This is a genomic window from Kitasatospora griseola, from assembly GCF_014648555.1.
Classification (GTDB): Bacteria; Actinomycetota; Actinomycetes; order Streptomycetales; family Streptomycetaceae; genus Kitasatospora; species Kitasatospora griseola.
In genome coordinates, this window is record NZ_BMRI01000002.1 from 283422 (window position 1) to 303111 (window position 19690).

18 protein-coding genes and 3 pseudogenes are annotated in these 19690 nt (G+C 74.9%); 14 read left to right on the forward strand and 7 right to left on the reverse strand.

Annotated features, from left to right (window positions below):
- Positions 1–330: pseudogene (locus tag IEZ12_RS37640) on the forward strand (hypothetical protein); the annotation flags it as partial.
- Between the two features lie 43 nt (positions 331–373).
- On the opposite strand, the gene lysA reads toward IEZ12_RS37640, so the two are convergent.
- On the reverse strand, positions 374–1726 hold the full coding sequence (gene lysA / locus IEZ12_RS03640) for a diaminopimelate decarboxylase (RefSeq protein ID WP_189270780.1): 1353 nt from the start codon (positions 1724–1726) through the stop codon (positions 374–376).
- A gap of 93 nt (positions 1727–1819) precedes the next feature.
- On the reverse strand, positions 1820–2023 hold the full coding sequence (locus tag IEZ12_RS03645; RefSeq protein ID WP_189270781.1) for a hypothetical protein: 204 nt from the start codon (positions 2021–2023) through the stop codon (positions 1820–1822).
- 312 nt (positions 2024–2335) lie between these two features.
- Here IEZ12_RS03645 and IEZ12_RS03650 point away from each other — a divergent pair, with 312 nt between their 5' ends.
- The 11 genes from IEZ12_RS03650 to IEZ12_RS03700 all read left to right on the forward strand — a co-directional run bounded on the left by IEZ12_RS03650 (position 2336) and on the right by IEZ12_RS03700 (position 14406).
- Positions 2336–2791 (forward strand): SAV_915 family protein, encoded by a 456-nt coding sequence (locus IEZ12_RS03650; RefSeq protein ID WP_189270782.1) that lies wholly within the window; start codon positions 2336–2338, stop codon positions 2789–2791.
- Between the two features lie 68 nt (positions 2792–2859).
- Entirely contained in the window at positions 2860–3771 is a 912-nt protein-coding gene (locus IEZ12_RS03655) for a hypothetical protein (protein ID WP_189270783.1), read from the forward strand.
- The gene (locus IEZ12_RS03660; RefSeq protein ID WP_189270784.1) at positions 3768–5984 is read left to right on the forward strand and encodes a CHAT domain-containing protein; all 2217 of its coding nucleotides are present in this window, start codon (positions 3768–3770) and stop codon (positions 5982–5984) included. The genes IEZ12_RS03655 and IEZ12_RS03660 overlap by 4 nt, the downstream gene beginning before the upstream one ends.
- Positions 5981–6259: a hypothetical protein gene (locus IEZ12_RS03665; RefSeq protein WP_189270785.1), complete on the forward strand. Its 279-nt coding sequence runs from the start codon at positions 5981–5983 to the stop codon at positions 6257–6259. Before IEZ12_RS03660 ends, IEZ12_RS03665 begins: the two co-directional genes overlap by 4 nt.
- Positions 6256–7200, forward strand: coding sequence for a hypothetical protein (locus IEZ12_RS03670; protein ID WP_189270786.1), 945 nt, complete (start codon positions 6256–6258; stop codon positions 7198–7200). Before IEZ12_RS03665 ends, IEZ12_RS03670 begins: the two co-directional genes overlap by 4 nt.
- Positions 7201–7346: 146 nt before the next feature.
- On the forward strand, positions 7347–8636 hold the full coding sequence (locus tag IEZ12_RS03675; RefSeq protein WP_189270787.1) for an extracellular solute-binding protein: 1290 nt from the start codon (positions 7347–7349) through the stop codon (positions 8634–8636).
- Positions 8626–9540: a carbohydrate ABC transporter permease gene (locus tag IEZ12_RS03680; protein ID WP_189270788.1), complete on the forward strand. Its 915-nt coding sequence runs from the start codon at positions 8626–8628 to the stop codon at positions 9538–9540. Before IEZ12_RS03675 ends, IEZ12_RS03680 begins: the two co-directional genes overlap by 11 nt.
- Positions 9537–10361 carry a carbohydrate ABC transporter permease gene (locus IEZ12_RS03685; RefSeq protein ID WP_189270789.1) on the forward strand — a complete coding sequence of 275 codons (825 nt, stop codon included), beginning with the start codon at positions 9537–9539 and terminating at the stop codon, positions 10359–10361. The genes IEZ12_RS03680 and IEZ12_RS03685 overlap by 4 nt, the downstream gene beginning before the upstream one ends.
- A gap of 288 nt (positions 10362–10649) precedes the next feature.
- Positions 10650–11270, forward strand: coding sequence for a hypothetical protein (locus tag IEZ12_RS03690; RefSeq protein ID WP_229847199.1), 621 nt, complete (start codon positions 10650–10652; stop codon positions 11268–11270).
- Positions 11267–13225, forward strand: coding sequence for a GMC oxidoreductase (locus tag IEZ12_RS03695; RefSeq protein ID WP_189270791.1), 1959 nt, complete (start codon positions 11267–11269; stop codon positions 13223–13225). The genes IEZ12_RS03690 and IEZ12_RS03695 overlap by 4 nt, the downstream gene beginning before the upstream one ends.
- Positions 13222–14406: a ferritin-like domain-containing protein gene (locus IEZ12_RS03700; protein ID WP_189270792.1), complete on the forward strand. Its 1185-nt coding sequence runs from the start codon at positions 13222–13224 to the stop codon at positions 14404–14406. Before IEZ12_RS03695 ends, IEZ12_RS03700 begins: the two co-directional genes overlap by 4 nt.
- 285 nt (positions 14407–14691) lie before the next feature.
- Here the strand turns inward: IEZ12_RS03700 and IEZ12_RS37645 are convergent, their stop codons facing one another.
- Positions 14692–15129: a hypothetical protein gene (locus IEZ12_RS37645; RefSeq protein WP_229847237.1), complete on the reverse strand. Its 438-nt coding sequence runs from the start codon at positions 15127–15129 to the stop codon at positions 14692–14694.
- Between IEZ12_RS37645 and IEZ12_RS37650 the strand changes: the two are divergent.
- Positions 15023–15256 (forward strand): annotated as a pseudogene (locus IEZ12_RS37650) (phosphatase PAP2 family protein); the annotation flags it as partial. The gene IEZ12_RS37645 and the pseudogene IEZ12_RS37650 overlap by 107 nt on opposite strands.
- Before the next feature lie 132 nt (positions 15257–15388).
- Here the strand turns inward: IEZ12_RS37650 and IEZ12_RS03710 are convergent.
- The 3 genes from IEZ12_RS03710 to IEZ12_RS03720 form a co-directional block, all read right to left on the reverse strand.
- Positions 15389–16096 (reverse strand): response regulator, encoded by a 708-nt coding sequence (locus IEZ12_RS03710; RefSeq protein WP_043910520.1) that lies wholly within the window; start codon positions 16094–16096, stop codon positions 15389–15391.
- Positions 16097–16135: 39 nt separating this feature from the next.
- Positions 16136–17518, reverse strand: a complete 1383-nt coding sequence (locus IEZ12_RS03715; protein ID WP_229847200.1) for a sensor histidine kinase — start codon at positions 17516–17518, stop codon at positions 16136–16138.
- Between the two features lie 91 nt (positions 17519–17609).
- Complete coding sequence (locus tag IEZ12_RS03720) at positions 17610–18374, reverse strand: alpha/beta fold hydrolase (RefSeq protein ID WP_189270793.1); 765 nt, start codon at positions 18372–18374, stop codon at positions 17610–17612.
- Between the two features lie 110 nt (positions 18375–18484).
- Between IEZ12_RS03720 and IEZ12_RS03725 the strand changes: the two genes are divergently transcribed.
- Positions 18485–19030 (forward strand): PadR family transcriptional regulator, encoded by a 546-nt coding sequence (locus IEZ12_RS03725; RefSeq protein ID WP_189270794.1) that lies wholly within the window; start codon positions 18485–18487, stop codon positions 19028–19030.
- A gap of 7 nt (positions 19031–19037) precedes the next feature.
- On the opposite strand, the pseudogene IEZ12_RS37660 reads toward IEZ12_RS03725, so the two are convergent.
- Positions 19038–19690, reverse strand: a pseudogene (locus tag IEZ12_RS37660) (NAD(+)/NADH kinase); the annotation flags it as partial.

A 19690-nucleotide genomic window follows, 5' to 3' on the forward strand; every position in this document is an offset into this window, starting at 1 on the left:
GCCCCCACCGCCGCGCCGCCCCACCGCCCCGGTCCCCGCCTCCGCCCCTCCCGCCCCCGCCGACCCGCCCCCGTCCGGCACACCCCACCGACGCACCCTGCTGGCCGTCCTTGCCGCAATGCTCCTGCCCGCCACAACCGACTGGGCACACCTCCTCCGACCGGACACCTGCGACCGGCCCTCGACACCATCGCCCAGCCCTACGAGCACACCCCCGAAACCCCCTCCCCCCGCACCGCCACCGGCGTCCCCACCGAAGCCCTGAAATCCGCCGCCCGCACCCGCCGCGGCACCCACCCGACAGACTTCGACCAACTCCTCAACCCCTGACGGCCGTTCAGAAGCCCGCGTTCGAGCGACGCCGGGCGGCGGGTCAGGGGGTGACTTCGCGGGTGTGGAGGTCGGTGAGGGTTTCGCGGCGGATCAGGAGGCGGAGGTGGTTGGCGTGGACGGTGGCGACGGGTGGGCGGCCGGTGAGGTTGTAGGTGGAGGACATGGAGAGGTGGTAGGCGCCGGCGGTGGGGGTGGTGAGGAGGTCGCCGGGGCGGAGGTCGGCGGGGAGGGGGGTGTTGCGGGCCAGGATGTCGCCGGCTTCGCAGTGGCGGCCGACGACGTCGAAGGGGCGGGTCGGGGCGGTGCTGGTGCGGCCCAGGAGGCGGACGGTGTAGGCGGAGCCGTAGAGCGCGGGGCGGGGGTTGTCGCTCATGCCGCCGTCGACGGCGGCGAAGGCGTGGCCGTCCGCGGTGTGTTTGACGGAGAGCACCCGGTAGACGGCGACGGCGGCGGGGGCCGCGATCGCCCGGCCCGGTTCGATGGTCAACTTCGGTACGGCCAGGCCGTTCTCGGCGCAGCGGGCGGCCAGGCGGGTGGTGATTTCGGCGGCGAAGCGCTCGGGGGCGAGTTCGGGGTCGTCGGGGAGGTAGCGCACGCCGTGGCCGCCGCCCAGGTCGAGTTCGGGGAGTTCGACGCCGTGCCGGTCGCGGATCAGGGCGAGCAGGTCGACCAGGCGGTCGAGGGCCGTGAGGTAGGGGGCGGTGTCGGTGATCTGGGAGCCGAGGTGGCAGTGCAGGCCGGTCAGGCGGAGGCCCGGTTGGGCGAGGATGCGGCGGATCACCTCGGCGGCCTCGCCGGCGGCGATCGAGAAGCCGAACTTCTGTCCGTCGACGCCGGTGCGGACGGCGCTGTGGTGTCCGGCGGCGACGCCGGGCAGGACGCGTACCAGGACGCGCTGCGGGGTGTCGGCCGCGGTGAGGGCGGCCAGGCGCGGGACTTCGGCGAAGTTGTCGATCACGATCCGGCCGACCCGCAGGCGGCGGGCCAGCCGCAGTTCCTCGGGGGTCTTGGCGTTGCCGTGCAGGAGGATCCGTTCGGGCGGGAAGCCCGCGGCGGCGGCGAGGCTCAGCTCGCCGGCCGAGCAGACGTCGAGGCCCAGTCCCTCGTCGGCGATCCACTCGGCCATCGCCGTGCAGAGGAACGCCTTCGCGGCGTACAACACGTCGGCGTGCGGCAGGGCGCGGCGGTAGGCCCGGGCGCGCCGGCGGACCTCGTCCTCGTCGAGTACGTACAGCGGGGTCCCGAACCGCTCGGCGGCCTCGCACAGGCTGACGCCGCCGAGGGTAAGGTCGCCGTCGCGTCGGGGCCGGGCGGACGCGGGCCAGGGGCTGCCGAGCGGGCGGGGCGCCGAACGGACGGGGCTCAGTTCGGGCAGGTCGGAGAGGGTGGTCATCGCGGGGGTTCTCCTGGTCCGAAGGGCGGGTTCGGCCCCGGCGGCGGTCGGCCGTCCGGGGCCCGGTGGGCGGGCGGTGTCGCCGACGCGCCGTCAGTCCTCGTAGTGCATGGTGTAGCGGCAGTGCCCGGCGACGGGGCGGCGGGTCCGGTCGGGCGCGGGCCGGTTCTCGGGAGCGCCGTCGGACCGGGTGTCGAAGACCGATCCGCGCAGCAGGCGGCGGAGGGTCGCGTCGCCGGGCCGGTCGTGCTGCCCGTTCGGCGCCTGGTTCACGGGGGCGAGCTGGAGGTCGGTCATGGCGTGGTCCCTTTCACCGGGGGGCGAGGGGCGGGCCTTCGGAGCGGCTGCGCCCACGACTCCAGTGCACGCCCGCCGTCCGTCGCCCGCACCGGTTCTTGACGCGGCGGCTACACCGATCGGGCCTGCCCTGACGGGACGTTGACGGAAGCGGCCGACGCTCGGCGCGGCACGTCAACGGTCCGTACGGATCGCACCCCGCCCGGTCAGGAACGCGACAGGACGGCGTCGTCGCTGGTGCCGAGCGGGGATAGCGTCTCTGCTGCGCCCGTGAGCGGCGCCTGGTGTCCGCCCGTCGTGTGGAGGTAGGCCGTGAAGCAGCAGCTGCGGGACCCCGAGCGTTCGAAGCCGTCGGAACGCACCCCGACCGGACGGCTGGTGGTACCCGTCCGATCGGGTCCGGCGGGCCACACGCTCCGCGTCTTCCGTACCGCCGTCGGTGACCGGACCGCGGTCGCCTTCACCTCCGAGCAGCGCCTGATCGCCGTCCTCGGCCCCGACCATCCCCGGATCGCCCTCGCCGAGCCCGCCCTGCGCGCTCTGTGCGAGCCGCTGGGCATCACCGCACTCACCGTCGACCCCCCACTGGCCGCCCCCGCCCCGGCACCCTGCGGCCCGGCACTACCCCGGAGCCCCGAACCCGGGAGCCTCGAATCCCGGAACTCCGAGCCCCGAAGCTCCGAGCCCCCGAACTCCGAGCCCCGAGACCCCGGGATCGGCCTGCGAACCCCGGCCTCGGCGCAACGGGGCCCCTCGCGCGTCGTCTGACCGCCGGGCGGCCGCGCATCTCGCCCGCAAGTCCCTTGCGCGACAGGGGCCGGGGCTACGCTACGGGCATGGAAACCGGGGGAAACGGGTTCACCGTGAGCGGGGATCCGCGGGAAGTGGGGGAAGCGCTCGCCCTTGAGGCGGGGCTGGCCCGGGCGTTGGACGGAGCGGGGGCGGGGCCGGCGGAGGCGTCCCTCCGGGTGGACGCGGGGCCGATCCTGGCCGAGGCGGAGCGGATGGCCCGGCAGCAGGGGCCCGGGGCCGCCCGGGAGTATCTGATGCGGGAGTCGCGGCGGTACGTGCGCTGGCTGCGGCCGATCGACTTCGGGCTGGCGGGGAACGACAGCGCCGGCCCCGATCTCGCGGCCGGCGTCCGCGGCACGCTGGTGCGGCTGGTCGCGTACGCGGTGGTGTACGGCGAGCAGGCGGGGGTGCCCGCTGACCGGCTCGCGGCCGATCTGATCGGCTCGGGCGCGGTCGAGCTCGGAGAGTCGGGCCTGGCGGTCACGCTGCCGCTGCTGTCCAACTGCTACCTGCGGCTCGACCGGCCGGAGCTCGCCCTGACGACGCTGCTGCGCTGTCCGCCGACCGATGCCGTCTCGCTGCTGGGTTCGGTGCTGCCGGCCGCGCGCCTCACCTGGGCGGCCGGCGGGCGGGAGCGGCTGGCCCGGCTGGTCGCGGTCGACTGGCGGTGCGACCCAACAGGTCTGGCCAAGGAGCTGGTCAGCCGGCTGGTGACCGAACGGGAGCCCACGCCACAGGAGTTGGCGACCCGGCAGGGCCTGCGGCACTCGGCGTTCGAGCGGGGCGACTGGGCGGGGCTGCGCCGGCTCGCGCTGTCCGACGTCATCTGGCTGGAGGACACCGCGACGCTGTGGCGGGCGCTGTCGGCGATCCTCCGGATGAACCGGGCCGTGGACCAGTCCGAGTTGGCGGACGCCATGGCCGACCGACTGGAGAGGCGCGGTGATCGAGGATGAGCGGCGACACCGGGCCGGGCGGCGGCGAGCCGTCGACGGCCTACCAGGACTTCCTGAGCCGCACCCCGGGGGCCGACCTGGCCGTGGTGCACCTGGGGGCGGACGCCGTGCACCACGTGTTCTTCACCGAGCCCATGTGCCTGGTGCCGAGCGCCTACGTCAAGGAGCTCGCGGTCGGGGCGGCCGCCACCTGGGACATGCTGATGACGGCGGTCTGGGACGGGATGGAGGCGATGCAGCGCCTCGGCGGCGTCGGCCCGGCCCTGAGCGCTCAGCTGCTGGTGGCGCTCGGCGGCAACCCGCTCCGGGCGGGGGTGTCCCCTCGGCGGCACGTCCACCTGGCCCTGCTGGCCACCCAGGGCTTCGAGGAGCACGGGTCGCCGCTGCAGCAGGGCCGGGCGTACCTGGAGCTGGGCGTCGCGCTGGGCGCACTCCGCCGGGTGTCCGACGCGATGACCGCCCTGGAGCGCGCCCGCGCGCTGCTGGAGCGGGCGGGGGACGACCACGGGCTCCGGGCCGTCCACGCCAGGACGGCCGGTCTGATGACCCGGCTCGGCCTGCCCGAACAGGCGCTGCTGCGCGCCGAGGAGGGGATGCGGATCGGCGCCCGGCTGGAGCCGAAGCCGTCCCGGGGGCAGACGTTCGTCACCGGCTACCTGCACCACCAGCGCGTGCAGGCGCTCACCGACCTGGGGCTGCTGGACGACGCGGACCGCGCCCTGGAGGACTGGCGCGCGGACGCCGGCAGCGACCGCGACGTTCACGACCTGCTGCGCAGCACCGCCGAGTTGAGGGACAGCCAGGGCCGCCCCACCGAAGCCCTGGCCTGCTACGTCCAGGCCGTCGACGCACGGTTCGCCCGGCCGACGGCGGACTCGCTGGCCGGGCGCAGCTTCTTCCTGGAACGCAGCGCGCACCTCGTCGGGCGTGCGGTCGGCGCGGCGCTCCAGGCGCACCGGCCGGACCTCGCGGTCGGCGTGCTCGCGGCCGTCGGACGGGGCGGCCGGGGGCCGCTGCACCCGGGCGCCGCGGCGCAGGACGAGTTGCGGCACCGGGTCGGGCAGCTCACCCGGTCCGCGACGGCGGCCGTCGTGGCGGGCGACCGGGCCGAGCTGGACAACCAGGAGAACCGGGCGCGGGAGCTCCTGGAGACCTGGCAGAGCCAGGCCGGCGGGCAGCAGGGGGCGCAGCCGGCCCGGACGGTCGCCGAGCTCGCCGAGGCCCTGCCGCGGGCGGTGCGGGCCGGTGAGCTCGCGCTCTGGTACGGACGCAGCGACCAGGGGGACGGCATGGTGCTGGCGGTCCGCGACGGCGCAGTGTTCCGGCGCAGCATCGCGCTCCCGGCCGAGGAGTTGGAGCGGCTGGCTGCCCTGGCCAGGGACGAGTGCCTGCGGCGGAGCGGCACGGAGGGCCTGGACCGGCTCGGCGCGGCCGTGCTGGATCCGGTGGCGGACCTGCTGGCCGGGGTGGGGCGGGTCTTCGTCACGGCACAGGGGGTGCTGGAGGAGTTTCCGTTCCACGCCGCGCCGTTCCGCGGGGAGCCGCTGGTGGTGAGCGCCGAGGTGCGGTCCCTGCCGTCGCTCGCGCACCTGCTCCGCCGCGGGCCCGGGCCGGCCCCGCAGCGGGCCGGGGGCGCCGTGGTGGGCGCGGTCCGCTCGCCCCGCTACGAACTGCTGCCCGACCTGCCCGCGGTGCACGCCGAGGCGGACGCGGTGCGGGCGGTCTTCCCCGGCACGACCGTGCTGCACGGCGACGAGGCGACCGCGGCGGCCGTCCTCGGCAGCTTCGCCACGGCCGACCTGCTGCACCTCGCGGGCCATGCCGCCTTCGGGGCCCGGGAGCCCAATCTGGCCCGGATCCTGCTGGCGGACCGGCCGCTGTTCGCGTTCGAGATCGCCTGCGCGCCGCGGGTGCCGCGCCTGGTCAACATCAGCGGTTGCCGGGCCGGGGCGGAGCACCGGACGCTGGGCGGCGAGGGCGAGGGCCTGCCGTCGGCGTTCCTGGCGGCCGGCGCGGAGGTCGTGGTGGCGCCGCTCTGGCCGGTGCGGGACGACGCCGCGTTGCTGTTCAACCGGCTGCTCTACCCCGAACTGGCCCGCTCCGGAGGCGACTTGGCGCAGGCCGCGCGGAGCGCCCAGCTCGCCGTGCGGAGGTATCCGGACTACTCCCACCCCGGGTTCTGGGGTGGCTTCACCGTGCAGGGGGCGTTGTGAGCGGAGCGGAAGAGTCCGGGCAGCGGGGCGGGGCGGAGATGCCCGGGCAGCAGGGCGCGGCAGCGGAAGGGCCCGGGCAGCAGGGCGGACCGGCCCCGGCCGGCCTGCCGCCGGACCGCGGCACCTATCTGAACGACGACGTGCCGGGCCTGCCGCTGACCACCCTGCTGTTCACCTGCGCCGTCCACCAGGAGGACCAGGTCGTCGCGTACTACGACCCGGAGGAGCCGCCGCGCTGCTCGCACGGCGACCTGATGGCGCGGAAGGCCCGATGAGCACCCTTCTCGACGGGGGCCTCGGCAGTGTCGAGCGGTTCTTCGGTTCACGGTTCGTCATCGCGGTGCTGCTGCCGCTCGCCCTCGTGGGGGCGGTCTCGGCCCCGGTCGTGCTGACGCTGTCCGGCCGCTCGTTCGACGCGGCGCTGGACGCCTGGCACCGGCACGGGACGCTGGGGCAGGCGGTGATCGCGCTCGCCGGCCTGCTGTCGCTGGCCGTGACCGGCTATCTGCTCTCCTTCTTCCAACTCCCGGCGCTCCGGCTGCTGGAGGGCTACTGGTCGCCGGCCGGCCCGCTGGCGGCGCTCGGCCGCCGCCGGACGGAGCACCACCGCCGCCTCGCGACGGACGGCTGGCGGCAGGTGGCGGCTGACCCGGCCGCCCGCTCCGCCCTGGCGGTGCGGCTCCAGACGGACTATCCGCCGCGCTCCCGGCTCGCCGCCGGCTGTCTGCCGACCGCGTTCGGCAACCGGCTGCGCGCCGCGGAGTACTACCCGTTGGAGCGCTACGGCGTGGACACCGCGGTGATCTGGCCGCGCCTGCACCCGCTGCTGCCGGAGGACTGTCGGACCCGGCTGGCCGACGCACGGTCGGCGCTCGACTGCGTGGCCTCCCTGGTCGTGCTGGCGGCCGCGTTCGGCACGCTCTGGCCGGTCCTGCTGGTGCTGGACGGCGGCCGCTTCGGCCCGGCCGCCTGGTGCCTGCTGGGCTGGCCGGCCGCCTGGGTCGGGTACCGGGTGCTGCTGCAGGTCGCCGTCTCCTACGGCCAGGAGATCAAGGTCGCCGTCGACCTTCACCGCCGGGCGCTGCTGAAGCACCTGGAACTCGACTCCGCCGCACCCGACCTGGCCGCGGAACGGGTGCTGTGGGACGCGCTGGCCCAGTTCTACCTGCGGAACCTGCCGTTCGAGGTGCCGCAACTGCCGTCCCCCACGGCCTGACCCGGCCCTCGTCCGCGTCCGGGCCGCGACCGGGCCGCTCCGGGACGGCGAACGTCGTCTTCCGGCCGAATGTCTAGACCACTGCACCGTACGCAGACCTGATGGGTAATCAAATCATCACCCTCACAGTGATGTTGGAGACCCCCATGACCATTCGCGTGCGCTACCGCCCCCTGATCCTCACGTCCCTCCTGGCCCTGGCCCTGGCCGGCTGCAGCTCCGGCTCGGGCGGCGGCTCCGACGCCGGCGGCAAGTTGACGGTGTGGCTGGCCGTCGACGCCCAGGAGACCTGGCCGGAATTGGTCCAGTCCACCAATGACCGTTTCGCCAAGGCCCACCCCGGGGTCAAGGTCGATGTCCAGTACCAGCAGTGGACGACGAAGAACCAGAAGCTGGACGCCGTCCTCGCCGGGAAGAACGTGCCCGACGTGGTGGAGATGGGCAACAGCGAGACCACCAACTACATCGTCAACGGCGCGTTCGCCCCGGTCGACCCGGCCCGCTTCGACCAGTCGGACGCCTGGCTGCCGGCCCTCGCCGACGCCTGCCGCAAGGACGGCAGGACGTACTGCGTGCCCTACTACGTCGGGGCCCGGGTCGGGATCTACCGCACCGACCTGTTCAGTCGGGCCGGCGTCGCCGGCGCGCCGAAGACCTATCCCGAACTGCTCGCGGCGTTCGACAAGTTGAAGAGCACGTTCGGCCCCGCCGACCCGAACTTCTCCGCCTTCTACCTGCCGGGCCGGTACTGGTACGCGGCCATGGCGTTCGTGAAGGACGCGGGCGGCGAGATCGCCGTGCGGGACGGCGACCGCTGGAAGGCCTCGCTGTCCTCGCCGAAGTCCGTGGCGGGGCTCACCGAGTGGAAGCGGCTGATCGACGCCTACTACGTCGGCGACCGCGCCAAGGACAACGGCGACCAGCCGGGCGTCGTCGGCCAGGGCCACGTGGGCGTGTTCTACGGCAACACCTGGGAGGCCGACGCCGCCGCCGACCCGCGCTCCGGCGGGGACCCGAAGCTGAAGGACGAGTTCGCCACCTTCCCGTTCCCCGGCCCGTCCGGGAAGCTCCTGCCGCCGTTCCTCGGCGGGTCCACGCTGGCCGTGCCGGCCAAGTCCGCGCGCAAGGACCTGGCCGCCGACTGGATCAAGCTGTTCACCGACCGGGAGTCGCAGAAGGCGCTGATCGCCGCGAACACCCTGCCCAACAACACCGCCCAGCTGGCCGAGGTCGCCGCCGGCGGCATCAACGGGCCGTCCGCCCGGGCCGCTGCCACCGGCGGCTGGATGACCCCGTTCGCGCCGGGCTGGACGTCGGTGGAGAAGTCCAACGTCCTGCCCGAGATGCTCGAACGGATCGCCAACGGCAAGGCCTCGGTGCAGGACGCCGCCCGGGACGCCGACCGGCGGATCGACGAAGTGATCAATGAGCGCTGACCGGGTCCGGCGGCGCCGGCCGTCGCTGCTGCCGTACCTGCTGATCGGCCCGACCGTCCTCGCGCTCGTCCTGGTGCTCGGCTACCCGCTCGTGGACATGGTCCTGCTCGCCTTCCAGGACATGACCCGCGAACAGCTGTTCAGCGGCGCGGCGCCGCCGTGGGCGGGGCTGGACCAGTTCCGGCGGATCCTCGGCGACGGGTTCTTCTGGACGGTGGTGCTGCGCACGGTGGTGTTCACCGCGGTGTGCGTCGCCCTCACCGTGCTCTGCGGGCTGTTCACCGCGCAGCTGATGCACCGCGTCTCGCCGTGGGTGCGCGCCGTCATCGCCGGGGTGCTGGTCACGGTGTGGGCGATGCCGGCCATGGTCGCCGCGTCGATCTTCCGCTGGCTCTTCGACGCCGACTACGGCGCGGTGAACTGGACGCTGTCCCTGCTGCCCGGGGTCGACCTGGCCAAGCACAACTGGTTCACCGACCCCTGGCAGGGCTTCGCCGTCATCGTCGCCGTCGTGGTGTGGGGCGCGCTGCCGTTCGCGGCGATCACCCTGCGGGCCGCGTTGGCGCAGGTCCCGGCGGAGCTGGAGGAGTCCGCGGTGCTCGACGGCGCCCGGCCGTTCCAGGTCTTCCGGCACGTCACCCTTCCGGTGATCAGGCCGGTCCTGCTGATGGTCACCACACTGATGGCCATCTGGGACTTCGGCGTCTTCAACCAGATCTGGCTGATGCGCGGCGGCCAGCCCGAGCGGGAGTACTACCTGCTCGGCATCTACTCCTTCATCGAGTCGTTCGCCGTCAACCGGTACAGCACCGGCGCCGCCATCGCCCTGGTGACCGTTGTACTCCTGCTCGCCGGATCGGTCATTTACTTGCGCCAGATGCTCAGGACGGGAGAGATCGAATGAGACGACGGCGGTCGCCGGCCCTCGACCTGCTGGGGCTGGTGGTGGCCGCGGTGGTCGGCTTCCCGGTGTACTGGATGGTGCTCACCGCGTTCCGGCCGGCCAACGAGATCCTCAGCCTGCCGCCGCACTTCTGGCCCGGCCGGCCCACGCTCGCCAACTTCTCCCGGGCCCTGCACACGGAGACATTCTGGGCCAACGTGCGCTCCAGCGTCCTGATCGGCGTCGGCACCGTCCTGGTGTCGCTGGTCGTCGGCGCCCTCGCGGCGTTCGCGCTGGCCCGGTTCCGCTTCCTGGGCCGGCGGGCGTTCGTGGTGGTGATCCTGGTCGTGCAGATGGTCCCGCTCACCGCCCTGATCATCCCGGTGTACCTGCTGCTGAACGACGTCGGGATGACCGACAGCATCGCCGGGGTGGTCCTCACCTACCTGGTGTTCACGCTGCCGTTCACGGTGTGGATGCTGCGCGGGTTCATCGCCGGCGTGCCGGTGGAGCTGGAGGAGGCCGCCATGGTCGACGGCTGCAGCCGGCTCGGCGCGTTCCGCCGGGTGGTCCTCCCGCTGCTCGCGCCCGGCATCGTCGCCACCTCGGTGTTCGCGCTCGTCCAGGCCTGGAACGAGTACGTCCTCGTCTACGTGCTGCTGTCCACCCCGACGAAGCAGACCGTCAGCATCTGGCTGGTCTCCTTCCAGACCGGCTTCGGCACCGACTACGGCGGTCTCATGGCGGGCGCCACGCTGACCGCGCTGCCCGTGGTGGTGTTCTTCCTCGTCGTGCAGCGCAGGATCGCCTCCGGCCTCGCCGCCGGGGCCGTCAAGGGCTGAACGGCGAGTACCGCGCGCCCCGTTCACCACCGAGCGCCGCAGGTCGCCCCGGCCTGCGGCGCTCGGCACGGAGCGGGCGACCGGAACAGCTCCCCGGGCGCGCTCCGCTCCACCGCCGGACGGGTGAATCCCCGGTCCCCTCCCGGCGGGAACCACGACGCGGCGCCGAGGTGGGCGAAGAATCGGGGCAGTTCGCCCGAGAACGGTTCGAGTGCACGGCATCCCTCCCCGCGCCGGGCGACCTCCCCGCGAGAGAGGAGCGTGATGTCGGATCCCACAAGTCCCGCCGTGACGGCGGACGTTCAGGACTTCGTCGAGCTGTGCGTGCCGCTGACCGGGTTCTCCGAGTTCGACCTGTACGCCACCGGCATGGCCGAGCGCTACCTGGAGACCGTCCGGCAGCAGGTCGGCCCGGACCGGTTCGCCGAGTTCTGGGCCGCCTGGACCGCCGCCGTCGCGGACGGGGGCGGTCCGCAGAGCCTCTCCCCCGTCCACCTGGAAGTGGCCCGGGCCGTCACCTACCTGTGGCACACCGGCGCCTGGCCGCGCCTGGCGCCGGCCGCCCACGCGGCGCTGCGCCGCCAGCCGGCCAACGAGGAGTTCGTCGTCGCGCCGGAGGCGTACGTCGAGGGCCTGGTCTGGCGGACCTTCCACGGACATCCGGGCGGCGCCAAGCCACCCGGCTTCGGCACCTGGTCGGTCCAACCCCCGCCGCAGTCGGACATTTTGTCACTTCGTCAGGATCTCGGCCTCGGCGAACTGCCGTTCCGTGCCGGACTGACCGCCGAGGTCGCGCTGGACGCCGTACCGGGGCACCTGCTGCCGGGCCTGCGCGCCGCCCGCTACGTCCCGCCGTCCGCCGTCCCCACCGCCGCCGAGCGGCCCGACACCTCGCGGGAGCGCGCATGACCGGGACCGTCGGCGCGGACGAGGCGGTCCGCCGGCGCTACGACGTCGTCGTCGTCGGCGGCGGCTGGGCCGGCAGCCTGCTCGCCAAGGACCTCGGCGAGCGCGGCTGGCAGGTGCTGGTCCTGGAGGCCGGCAACGGCGGCGCCGAGACCTGGCCCGGCTACCTCGACTCGCTCTCCACCTTCTACTCCGCCGTCGCCAAGGTGCCCAACTCCGGCTACCGGCGCAGCGTCGCCGCGCCCTTCCCGGACGTCCTCGACCTGGCCCCGGTGCGCGACCCGGAGCCGGGCGAGCGGGAGTACACCGCCAACGGCTACTTCGTGCAGAACGGCCGGCTGCCGTACGGCACCGACTACCTGCGGGAGTTGGGCGGCGCCGCGATGCACTGGCTCGGGGCGGTGCCGCGGATGCACCCCGAGGACTTCGCCACCAACGAGCGCTTCGGCTACGGCCGGGACTGGCCGATCACCGCGGCGGACCTGCAACCCTGGTACGCCCGGGCCGAGTTCGAGATCGGCGTGGCGGGGGACGCGCAGGGCCAGCGCGAGCTCGGCGTCGTCACGGACCCCGACTACGTCTTCCCGATGCACCAGATCCCGGCCAGCTGGATCGACCGGTACTGCACGGGCCTCGACGGCACCCCGATCCTGGACGAAGTCGCCGACGAGCAGTACCCGTTGAAGGTCCACAGCCTGCCGCAGGCCCGCAACTCGACGCCGAACCCGGACTACCGGCCGGGGCCCTACCGGCCGTCGAGCGCCGTCGGCCTGCCCAACTACGGCGAGCGCTGCGTCGGCAACGCCAGCTGCGTGCCGATCTGCCCGGTGCAGGCCAAGTCCCACCCGCTGCGCCAGCAGGCCCGCTTCCCGAGGACGGTCACCACGGCCACCCGCTGCGTGGTGACCCGGGTCCGGCTGGCGGGCCCGACCATGGGCGGCCGGGTGAGCGGCGTGGAGTTCCGCGCCTACACCGACCCGGCCTCGCCGGTCGGCCGGTCGTACGTGGTCGAGGCGGGCGTCGTCGTGCTCGCCGCGCACGCGATCGAGAACGCCCGCCTGCTGCTGTTCTCCGGCCTCGCCAACGGCAGCGACCAGGTCGGCCGCAACCTGATGGACCACCCGACCGTCCTCAACTGGGCGCTGGCGGACGAGCGGAGAGGGCCCGTCGGCCCGTTCCGCGGGCCGGGCCACACCTCGGGCTGGGAGGTCTTCCGGTTCGGGGAGGGGCGCCGGCGGCGGGCCCCGTTCCGGATCGAGATCGGCAACTGGGGCTGGGGCTGGGCCACCGGCGCGCCGATGAGCAACGTCGCCACCGCCCTCGGCGTCGGCGGCGACCGGCAGGGCGAGATCCGCCCCGACGGCGTCTTCGGCCCGGAGCTGCGCCGGCTGCTCGGCTCCACCATCGGCCGTCAGCTCCAACTGCAGATCGCCGTCGAGCAGTCGGCGAACCCCGGCAACCGGGTCACCCTCGACCGCCGCCACCGCGACGCGACGGGCAACCTGCGCCCGGTCCTGACCTACGACCTCGACCCGCACACCCGGAGCGGCGTGTACGCGGCCCGGCTGGTCGCCGCACGGATCTTCCAGCGGCTCGACGCCACCGACTGGACGAACCACGCGCCCCGCGACGGCGTTCCGCCGCTCGGCCACTTCACCCACACCGTCGACGGGACGACCCTGGACCTGGCCTACAGCGGCGCCGGGCACGGCGCCGGGACGCACGTCATGGGCAGCTCCCCGAGGGACTCCGTGGTCGACGCGTTCCAGCGCACCTGGGAGCACCCCAACCTGTACGCCGTCGGCTGCGGCAGCATGCCGTCCATCGGCACCAGCAACCCCACTCTCACCATGCTGGCCCTCGCCCTGCGCAGCGCCGAGCAGATCCACCAGGACCTGGTCCTCGACCGGCGGCCGGCCGACGTCCGCCCGGCGGACGAAGCGGAGGTACCCGCATGAGAACCGCTCTCGCGCTGGAGAAGGCCGGGTTCGCCGTCCCCGACACGCTGGAGAAGCTGCGCACCTGCCTGCAGGCGGCCCTGGAGGTCGAGCACCTCACCATTCCGGTCTACCTGACCGGCATGTACACCATCCGCGCCGGCACCAACAGCGCGGCCTTCTACGGGATCCGCGCCGTCGTGATGGAGGAGATGCTCCACATGACGCTGGTCGCCAACCTGCTCAACGCGGTCGGCGGCGCCCCGGTGGTCGACTCCCGGGTCGTCGCCGAGTACCCGGCGAGGCTGCCGTTCAGCGGCGAGAGCGTCCCGTCGATCGGGCTGCAGCACTTCTCCCCCGCGGCGCTGAAGACCTTCCTGCGGATCGAGCAGCCCAGGAGCATGACGCCGCCGACCGCCCCGGGCGGCGGCTGGACCTCCATCGGGCAGTTCTACGACGCCGTCCGCGAGGGTCTGGAGCACCTGGTCCGCACGCTCGGCCACGACCGGGTGTTCACCGGCGGGCCGGAGCGGCAGATCGGCCCGGAGGACTTCTACAACTCCGGCGGCGAGGTCTTCCCGGTCGAGGACCTGGCCGGCGCGCTGCTGGCGATCGAGACCGTCACCGAGCAGGGCGAGGGCGTCCACGACACCATCTGGAACAGCAACGAGACCTTCGGCGAGGAACGCGAACTCGCCCACTGGTTCCGCTTCAACGAGATCTTCACCGGGCGCAGCTACGGCCCGCACGACCGCCCCAGGGACCGGCCGAGCGGCCCGCTGATCGACGTCGACTGGGACGGCGCCCACCCGATCCACGGCGACTCCAAGGTCGCCGACTACCGGGTGTACGAGCGGACCAGCGCCGTCTACCAACAGGCCGTCGCCTTCAACTCCCGCTACGCCGTCCTGCTGCGCTACCTCGACTCGGCGTTCAACGGCCACCCCCGCCACCTGGCGCCGGCCGTCCCCACCATGCTCGAACTCCGCGACAGGGCCGCGCAGTTGTACCGCAACCCGCACCCCGACCCGGCGCTCGCCGCCAGGGGCTGCTTCGCCAGCGCCACCTTCGAGATCACCGACCCCCAGTTCGACGCGGCCGACGCGGAGGTCGCCCGCAACCTCGCGGCGGCGTCCCTCCGGACCGGCGAACCGGTCGACCTGGCGGGCCTCGCCTCCGACTCCGCGGAGGCCTTCGCCTGACCCTTCCCACCGTCGATCGGCCAGGTCGAGCGCCGCGGGCCAAGCCCCCCCAAAGAGGGGGGTACAGGTGATCCACGTCACCCGACGCCCCCGGTACCGCCGGGTCGGCCGCCCCGCCTTCACCGAACTCGACCTGGCCGCCCGCGTCCGCGAGGACCGCCTCCAACTCGCCGGACCCGACAGCTGACCGGACGTCAACCCCGACCTTGGTCAGGGGTGCGCCTGGACCTTCGGGCCGGGCCACCGGCCCCGGCGGCCGCCTACCGTCCGCCTCATGACGCACCTTCACCGAGCGACCGACCCCGGCTCCCACCGCCTCCCGCCGCGACGCCGTCCCCTCCTCGCCGCGGCCCTGCTCGGCTCCGGCGCCGTCGCCGTCGCCGCGCTGGCGCCGCCCGGCGGCGGGGCCGCGCCGGGCTGGTCCGCCGCCGGGTACCGGCACCTCTCGGAGGCGCTGCCGGCCGGGCTGCCGAAGCTCGCCACCGAGGTCGGGCTGCTGGTGCTGGGCGCGCTGTGGATGGTGTGCTGGTGGCGGGCGCGGAGCCGGTCGGCGGCCACCGTGGCGGCGTTGGCGCTGGTCGTGTGCGGGACGGTGGCGGCGTACGCGCTCAGCGAGGTGCTGAAGACGGCGCTGGGCGAGGAGCGCCCCTGCCGGGCCCTGGCCGTTCCGGCGGAGGTCGCGGCGCAGTGCCCGCCGCCCGGGGACTGGTCGTTCCCCAGCAACCACGCCACGCTCGCCGCCGCGCTGGCCGTCGGGCTGGCGCTGGCGCGGCCGCGCCTGGCGGTGCTCGCGCTGCCGGTCGGCGCGGCGACGGCCGGGCTGCGGGTGGCGGCGGGCGTGCACTACCCGCACGACGTGCTGGCGGGTGCGGCGCTGGGCGCGGCGGTGGTGGCGGCGCTGCTGGCCGTCGCCCGTCCGGCGGCGGTGCGGGCGGTCCGGGCGGCGGCGGGCGTGCCGCTGCTGGGCGCGCTGGTGGCACCGTCAGGCCGGGGCCGGGCCGGCTCCCCCGGGCTCGGCGGCGGGCAGTCCGGCTTCGTGGGCGAGGACCGCCGCGGCGGCCCGGTTGGGCACGTCCAGGCGGGCCAGGATCGAGCTGACGTGGGCTTTCACGGTGCCTTCGACCACGCCCAGCCGGCGGGCGATGCGCCCGTTGGACAGTCCCGCGGCGACCAGCGCGAGCACGTCGCGTTCCCGGGCGGTGAGGGCGGCCACCCGGTCCCGGGCCGCTTCGCGCCGCCCGGCCGGGCCGCCGGCGCCGGTCGCGGCGAGGTGGGCGACCACCCGGGCGGCCACCTTGGGTGACAGGTAGGCGGCGCCGGAGGCGATGGCGTGCACACCGGCGAGCAGTTCCTCGGGCTCGCCGGACTTCACCAGGAAGCCGCTCGCGCCGCCGCCCAGCGCCCGCAGGATGTAGTCGTCCTCGCCGAAGGTGGTGAGCATCAGCACCCCGGTGGCGGCGCCGCAGCGGCGCAGTTCGGCGGCGGCCGCGAGCCCGTCGAGGCGGGGCATCCGGATGTCCAGGACGGCGACGTCGGGGCGGTGGCGCAGCGCCAGGTCGACGGCCTCGCGGCCGTCGCCGGCTTCGGCGACCACGTCGATGGCGGGGTCGGTGGCCAGCACGGCGCGCAGTCCGGCGCGGATCATCGGTTCGTCGTCGGCGAGCAGTACCCGGATCGGCGCGGCGGCCATCGTGGGCTCCTTCGGTACGGGGTGGGGCGGGGGCGCGGGTCAGGCGGCGAGCAGGTCGCGGGAGACCAGGCGGCTGTCCTGGTAGCACAGCCGGTAGGCGTCTCCGGCCCGGTCGACGAAGAGGTCGGCGGTGACGGCGTAGTAGTCGCAGCGGACGCCGTCGCCGGGCGGGGGCGGCGGCGCGCCGGGCCCGGCGGTCGGCCGGTAGGGCAGGCGGCGGTCGGGCAGGCGGGCGTCGAGCTCGGCGCGGTCCTGTCCGACCCGCAGGTCGGCGTACACGGCGGGGTCGAGGACCGAGCGGTGGACCAGGTGGTACGTCCAGGCGCGGTGGGCGACGGTCAGGGTCATCGCGGTGGCGAGCGGGACGATCAGCGCGGCGCGCAGGGCGCGGCGGGTGCGGCGGCGGGCGTCGCGCAGCGCGGGCGCGGGCCGCGGGGGCGCGGCGGGTCCGGCCGGGGCGGCGGTGCGGGGCAGCCGGGCGGTGACCTGGAAGCCGCCGTCGGGTGCGAGCCCGGCGTGCAGGCGGCCGCCGGCCAGGCGGACGCGTTCGTCGAGCCCGGCGAGGCCCTGCCCGCTGCCGGGCCCCGGCGGCGCGGAGCTGGGCCCGTTGGCGACGCGTATCCGCACCTCGTCGGGGGTGTAGTCGACGGTGGCGGTGACGGGCGCGGCCGGGGCGTGCTTGGCGGCGTTGGTGAGCGCTTCCTGCACCACCCGGTGGGCGGCGTGTTCGACGGCGCGGGGCAGGCCGTCGGGGCTGCCGGTGATCCGAGTGGTCAGGGGAAGCCCGGCGGCGGCGGCCGCGGCGAGCAGGTCGGGGACGGCCGTGTCGGCGGGCCCGTCGCCGGGGGCGGCGGTGTCGTCCTCGCGCAGGACGCCGATGACTTCGCCGAGCCGCTCGACCGCGGCGGCGGCGCCCGCCCGGAGGTCGCGGGCGGCGGCGCGGTGGGGTTCGGCGAGGTCGGGGGCGAGGGTGAGGGCGCCGGCCCGCAGGGCGAGCAGGCTGAGGTCGTGGCCGAGGGCGTCGTGCATGTCGCGGGCGATGCGGGCGCGTTCGCGCAGCCGGGCCTGTTCGGCCGTCAGCCGCTGCTCGTGTTCGAGGCGCTCGGCGCGCTCCCAGCCGGCCCGGGCGAGCTCCCGGGACTGGCTCCAGTACCGCCCCAGCAGCCAGGGCGTCATGCCCGCGCCGACGGCGACGACGATGAACCGGGTGCCCAGGACGATCCACCCGGGCACCACGCCCACGGCCAGCACGGCGACCCCGGCCAGCGCGGCGAACACCTGGGCGGCGGGCCGGACCTGGTCCCGCCTCAGGCCCAGCAGGAACGCCAGGACGGCGGCGGGCAGCGCCCACCACAGGTGGGCGATGCCCAGCGCGATCCCGATCGCCGTCGCCACCGGCAGTGCTGCCCCGCTCTTTCGCATGCCGACGACCTTACGGGGCGCACCCGGCCGCCCGGATCCGTCGAAAGTCATACCGCAGCCGGGCACACCGAGCTGTCGCGGAGGACGGGCGTCAGCCGTTCAGGGCATCCGCAGTGGCGCGGGCGAAGGCCTCGGGGTTGTCGAGCATGATGTTGTGGCCGCAGTCCGGCACCGCCCGGACGACCACGCCCGAGGCCGTCAGCTGCTCGGCCTCGGCGGGCGCGCCGTCGGCGGCCGGGTGCAGGAAGGTCCGCGGGACGGGCAGGCCCCGGAGCTGGTCGCGCAGCGCGGGCGTCGTCCCCCGCGCGCGGTGCACCGCCGTCCGGTACAGGGCCTCGCGCCCGGCCAGGCGCATCGTGGCCCACCAGGCCGGGCCGACCCGCTGCTCCGTCCGCCGCCAGCCGTCGGCGAGGAACTCCTCCTCCGTCCAGGTCTCGATGGCGCTGCTGCCGGGGCGGGGTACCGGCGGGGCCGGGTCGAGCGCGGCGTCCACCAGGACCAGGCGCGAGACGAGCCGCGGGTGCCGGGCGGCGAGCAGCACCGCCACCGCGCCGCCCAGGCTGTGCGCGACGACCTCGGCGCCCGTCACCCCGGCGGCGTCCAACGCGGTCGCCACGGCGTCCGCGTGCGCCTCCAGGGTGTAGGTGAAGTCCGTCGGGCGGTCGCTGATGCCGAAGCCGAGCAGGTCGAGCAGCAGCGACCGGCGGCCGGTCAGCAGCGGGTGCGCGGCTGCGGCGGCCCAGTACACCGGCGAGCTGGCGCCGAGCCCGTGCAGGTAGAGCCGGGCGGGTTCGGCGCCGGGGAGCTCCACCCAGCGGATCCGGTCGCCGTTCGGGGTCACGGGGGCATGGCGCACGGTCGTCTCTCCTTGCTCGATGGCGGAACGGCGCGACCATACCTCGATGACGAGGTATCTCGCCATCGATATAACACGGCCGTGATCCACGGATCTGACAGCATGGGCCCATGCTCAAGCTCGCGATCCTCGGGTTCCTCCACGACCGGCCGCTGCACGGCTACGAACTGCGCCGCCACCTGGCCGCCCTCACCGGCCACGTCCGCCCGATCAGCGACGGCACCCTCTACCCGGCGATCAAGCGCCTGGAGGCCGACGGCCTGCTCGTCCGCGAGACCGAGCCCGGCTCGGTCGCCGCCCCCCGCCACACCCTGCACCTCACCCCCGCCGGGCGCGCCACACTCCTCGAACGCCTGCGCACACCCCAGCAGTTGGACATCAGCGACGAGAACCGCTGGTTCACCGTGCTGGCCTTCCTCCGCCACCTCCACGACCCCGCCGAACAGGCCGCCGTGCTCCGCCGACGGCTCGCCTTCCTCGGCGAACCCGCCAGCTTCTTCTACGACGGGGCCCGGCCGCTGCGCGCGGAGGAGGTCACCGACCCGTTCCGCAGCGGCATCCTGCTGATCGCCCGGGCGACCACCGAGGCCGAACTCGCCTGGCTGCACGACGTCCTCGCCGGCCTCGACGACTCCCCCGCACCGCCCCTCGACTGAGGCGACCTCAGCGGGCCGCGGTGGGCGGGGCCAGCCGCAGGCCTGCCAGGTCCGGGGGGACGCAGGAGTCGGGGCGGAAGAACGGGGCGGACTCGCCGTCGGTCGCGGCGGCGGGCGCGTCGGTGAGCCGGAAGCGGTCCCGGAGCCGGCCGTAGAAGTCGGTGGGCCGGAGCCGGACCAGTCGCACGCGCTGCGGGGCCCGGTAGACGCCGATCCAGTCGCCGGGGTCGAGGACGCCCCGGAGCTGGCCGTCGATGCTGACCGCGGCGCGGCCGGAGTGCGGCAGGATGCGCAGCGCGACCGGTTCGTCGGGGGCGGCCACGACCGTGCGGTTGAAGGTCATGTGGGCGGCGATCGGGGTGAAGACGACGGCGTCCATGTGCGGGGAGAGCACGGGCCCGCCGGCCGAGAAGCTGTACGCGGTGGAGCCGGTGGGCGTGGCGACCACGAGGGCGTCGGCGGAGTAGGCGGCCAGCAACCGGCCGGAGATGTAGACGCCCGCGCCGACCTGGTGGTCGCGGGCGAGTTTCTCCACCACCACGTCGTTCAGGGCGTTGACGTCCAGCGGCACGCCCCAGCCGTCGCCGGCCACGGGCTCCGGTCGGGTCGGCGGGGGCGGCAGGGTGGGGCCGCGTCCGTGGTCGAGGAACGGCCCGAGGT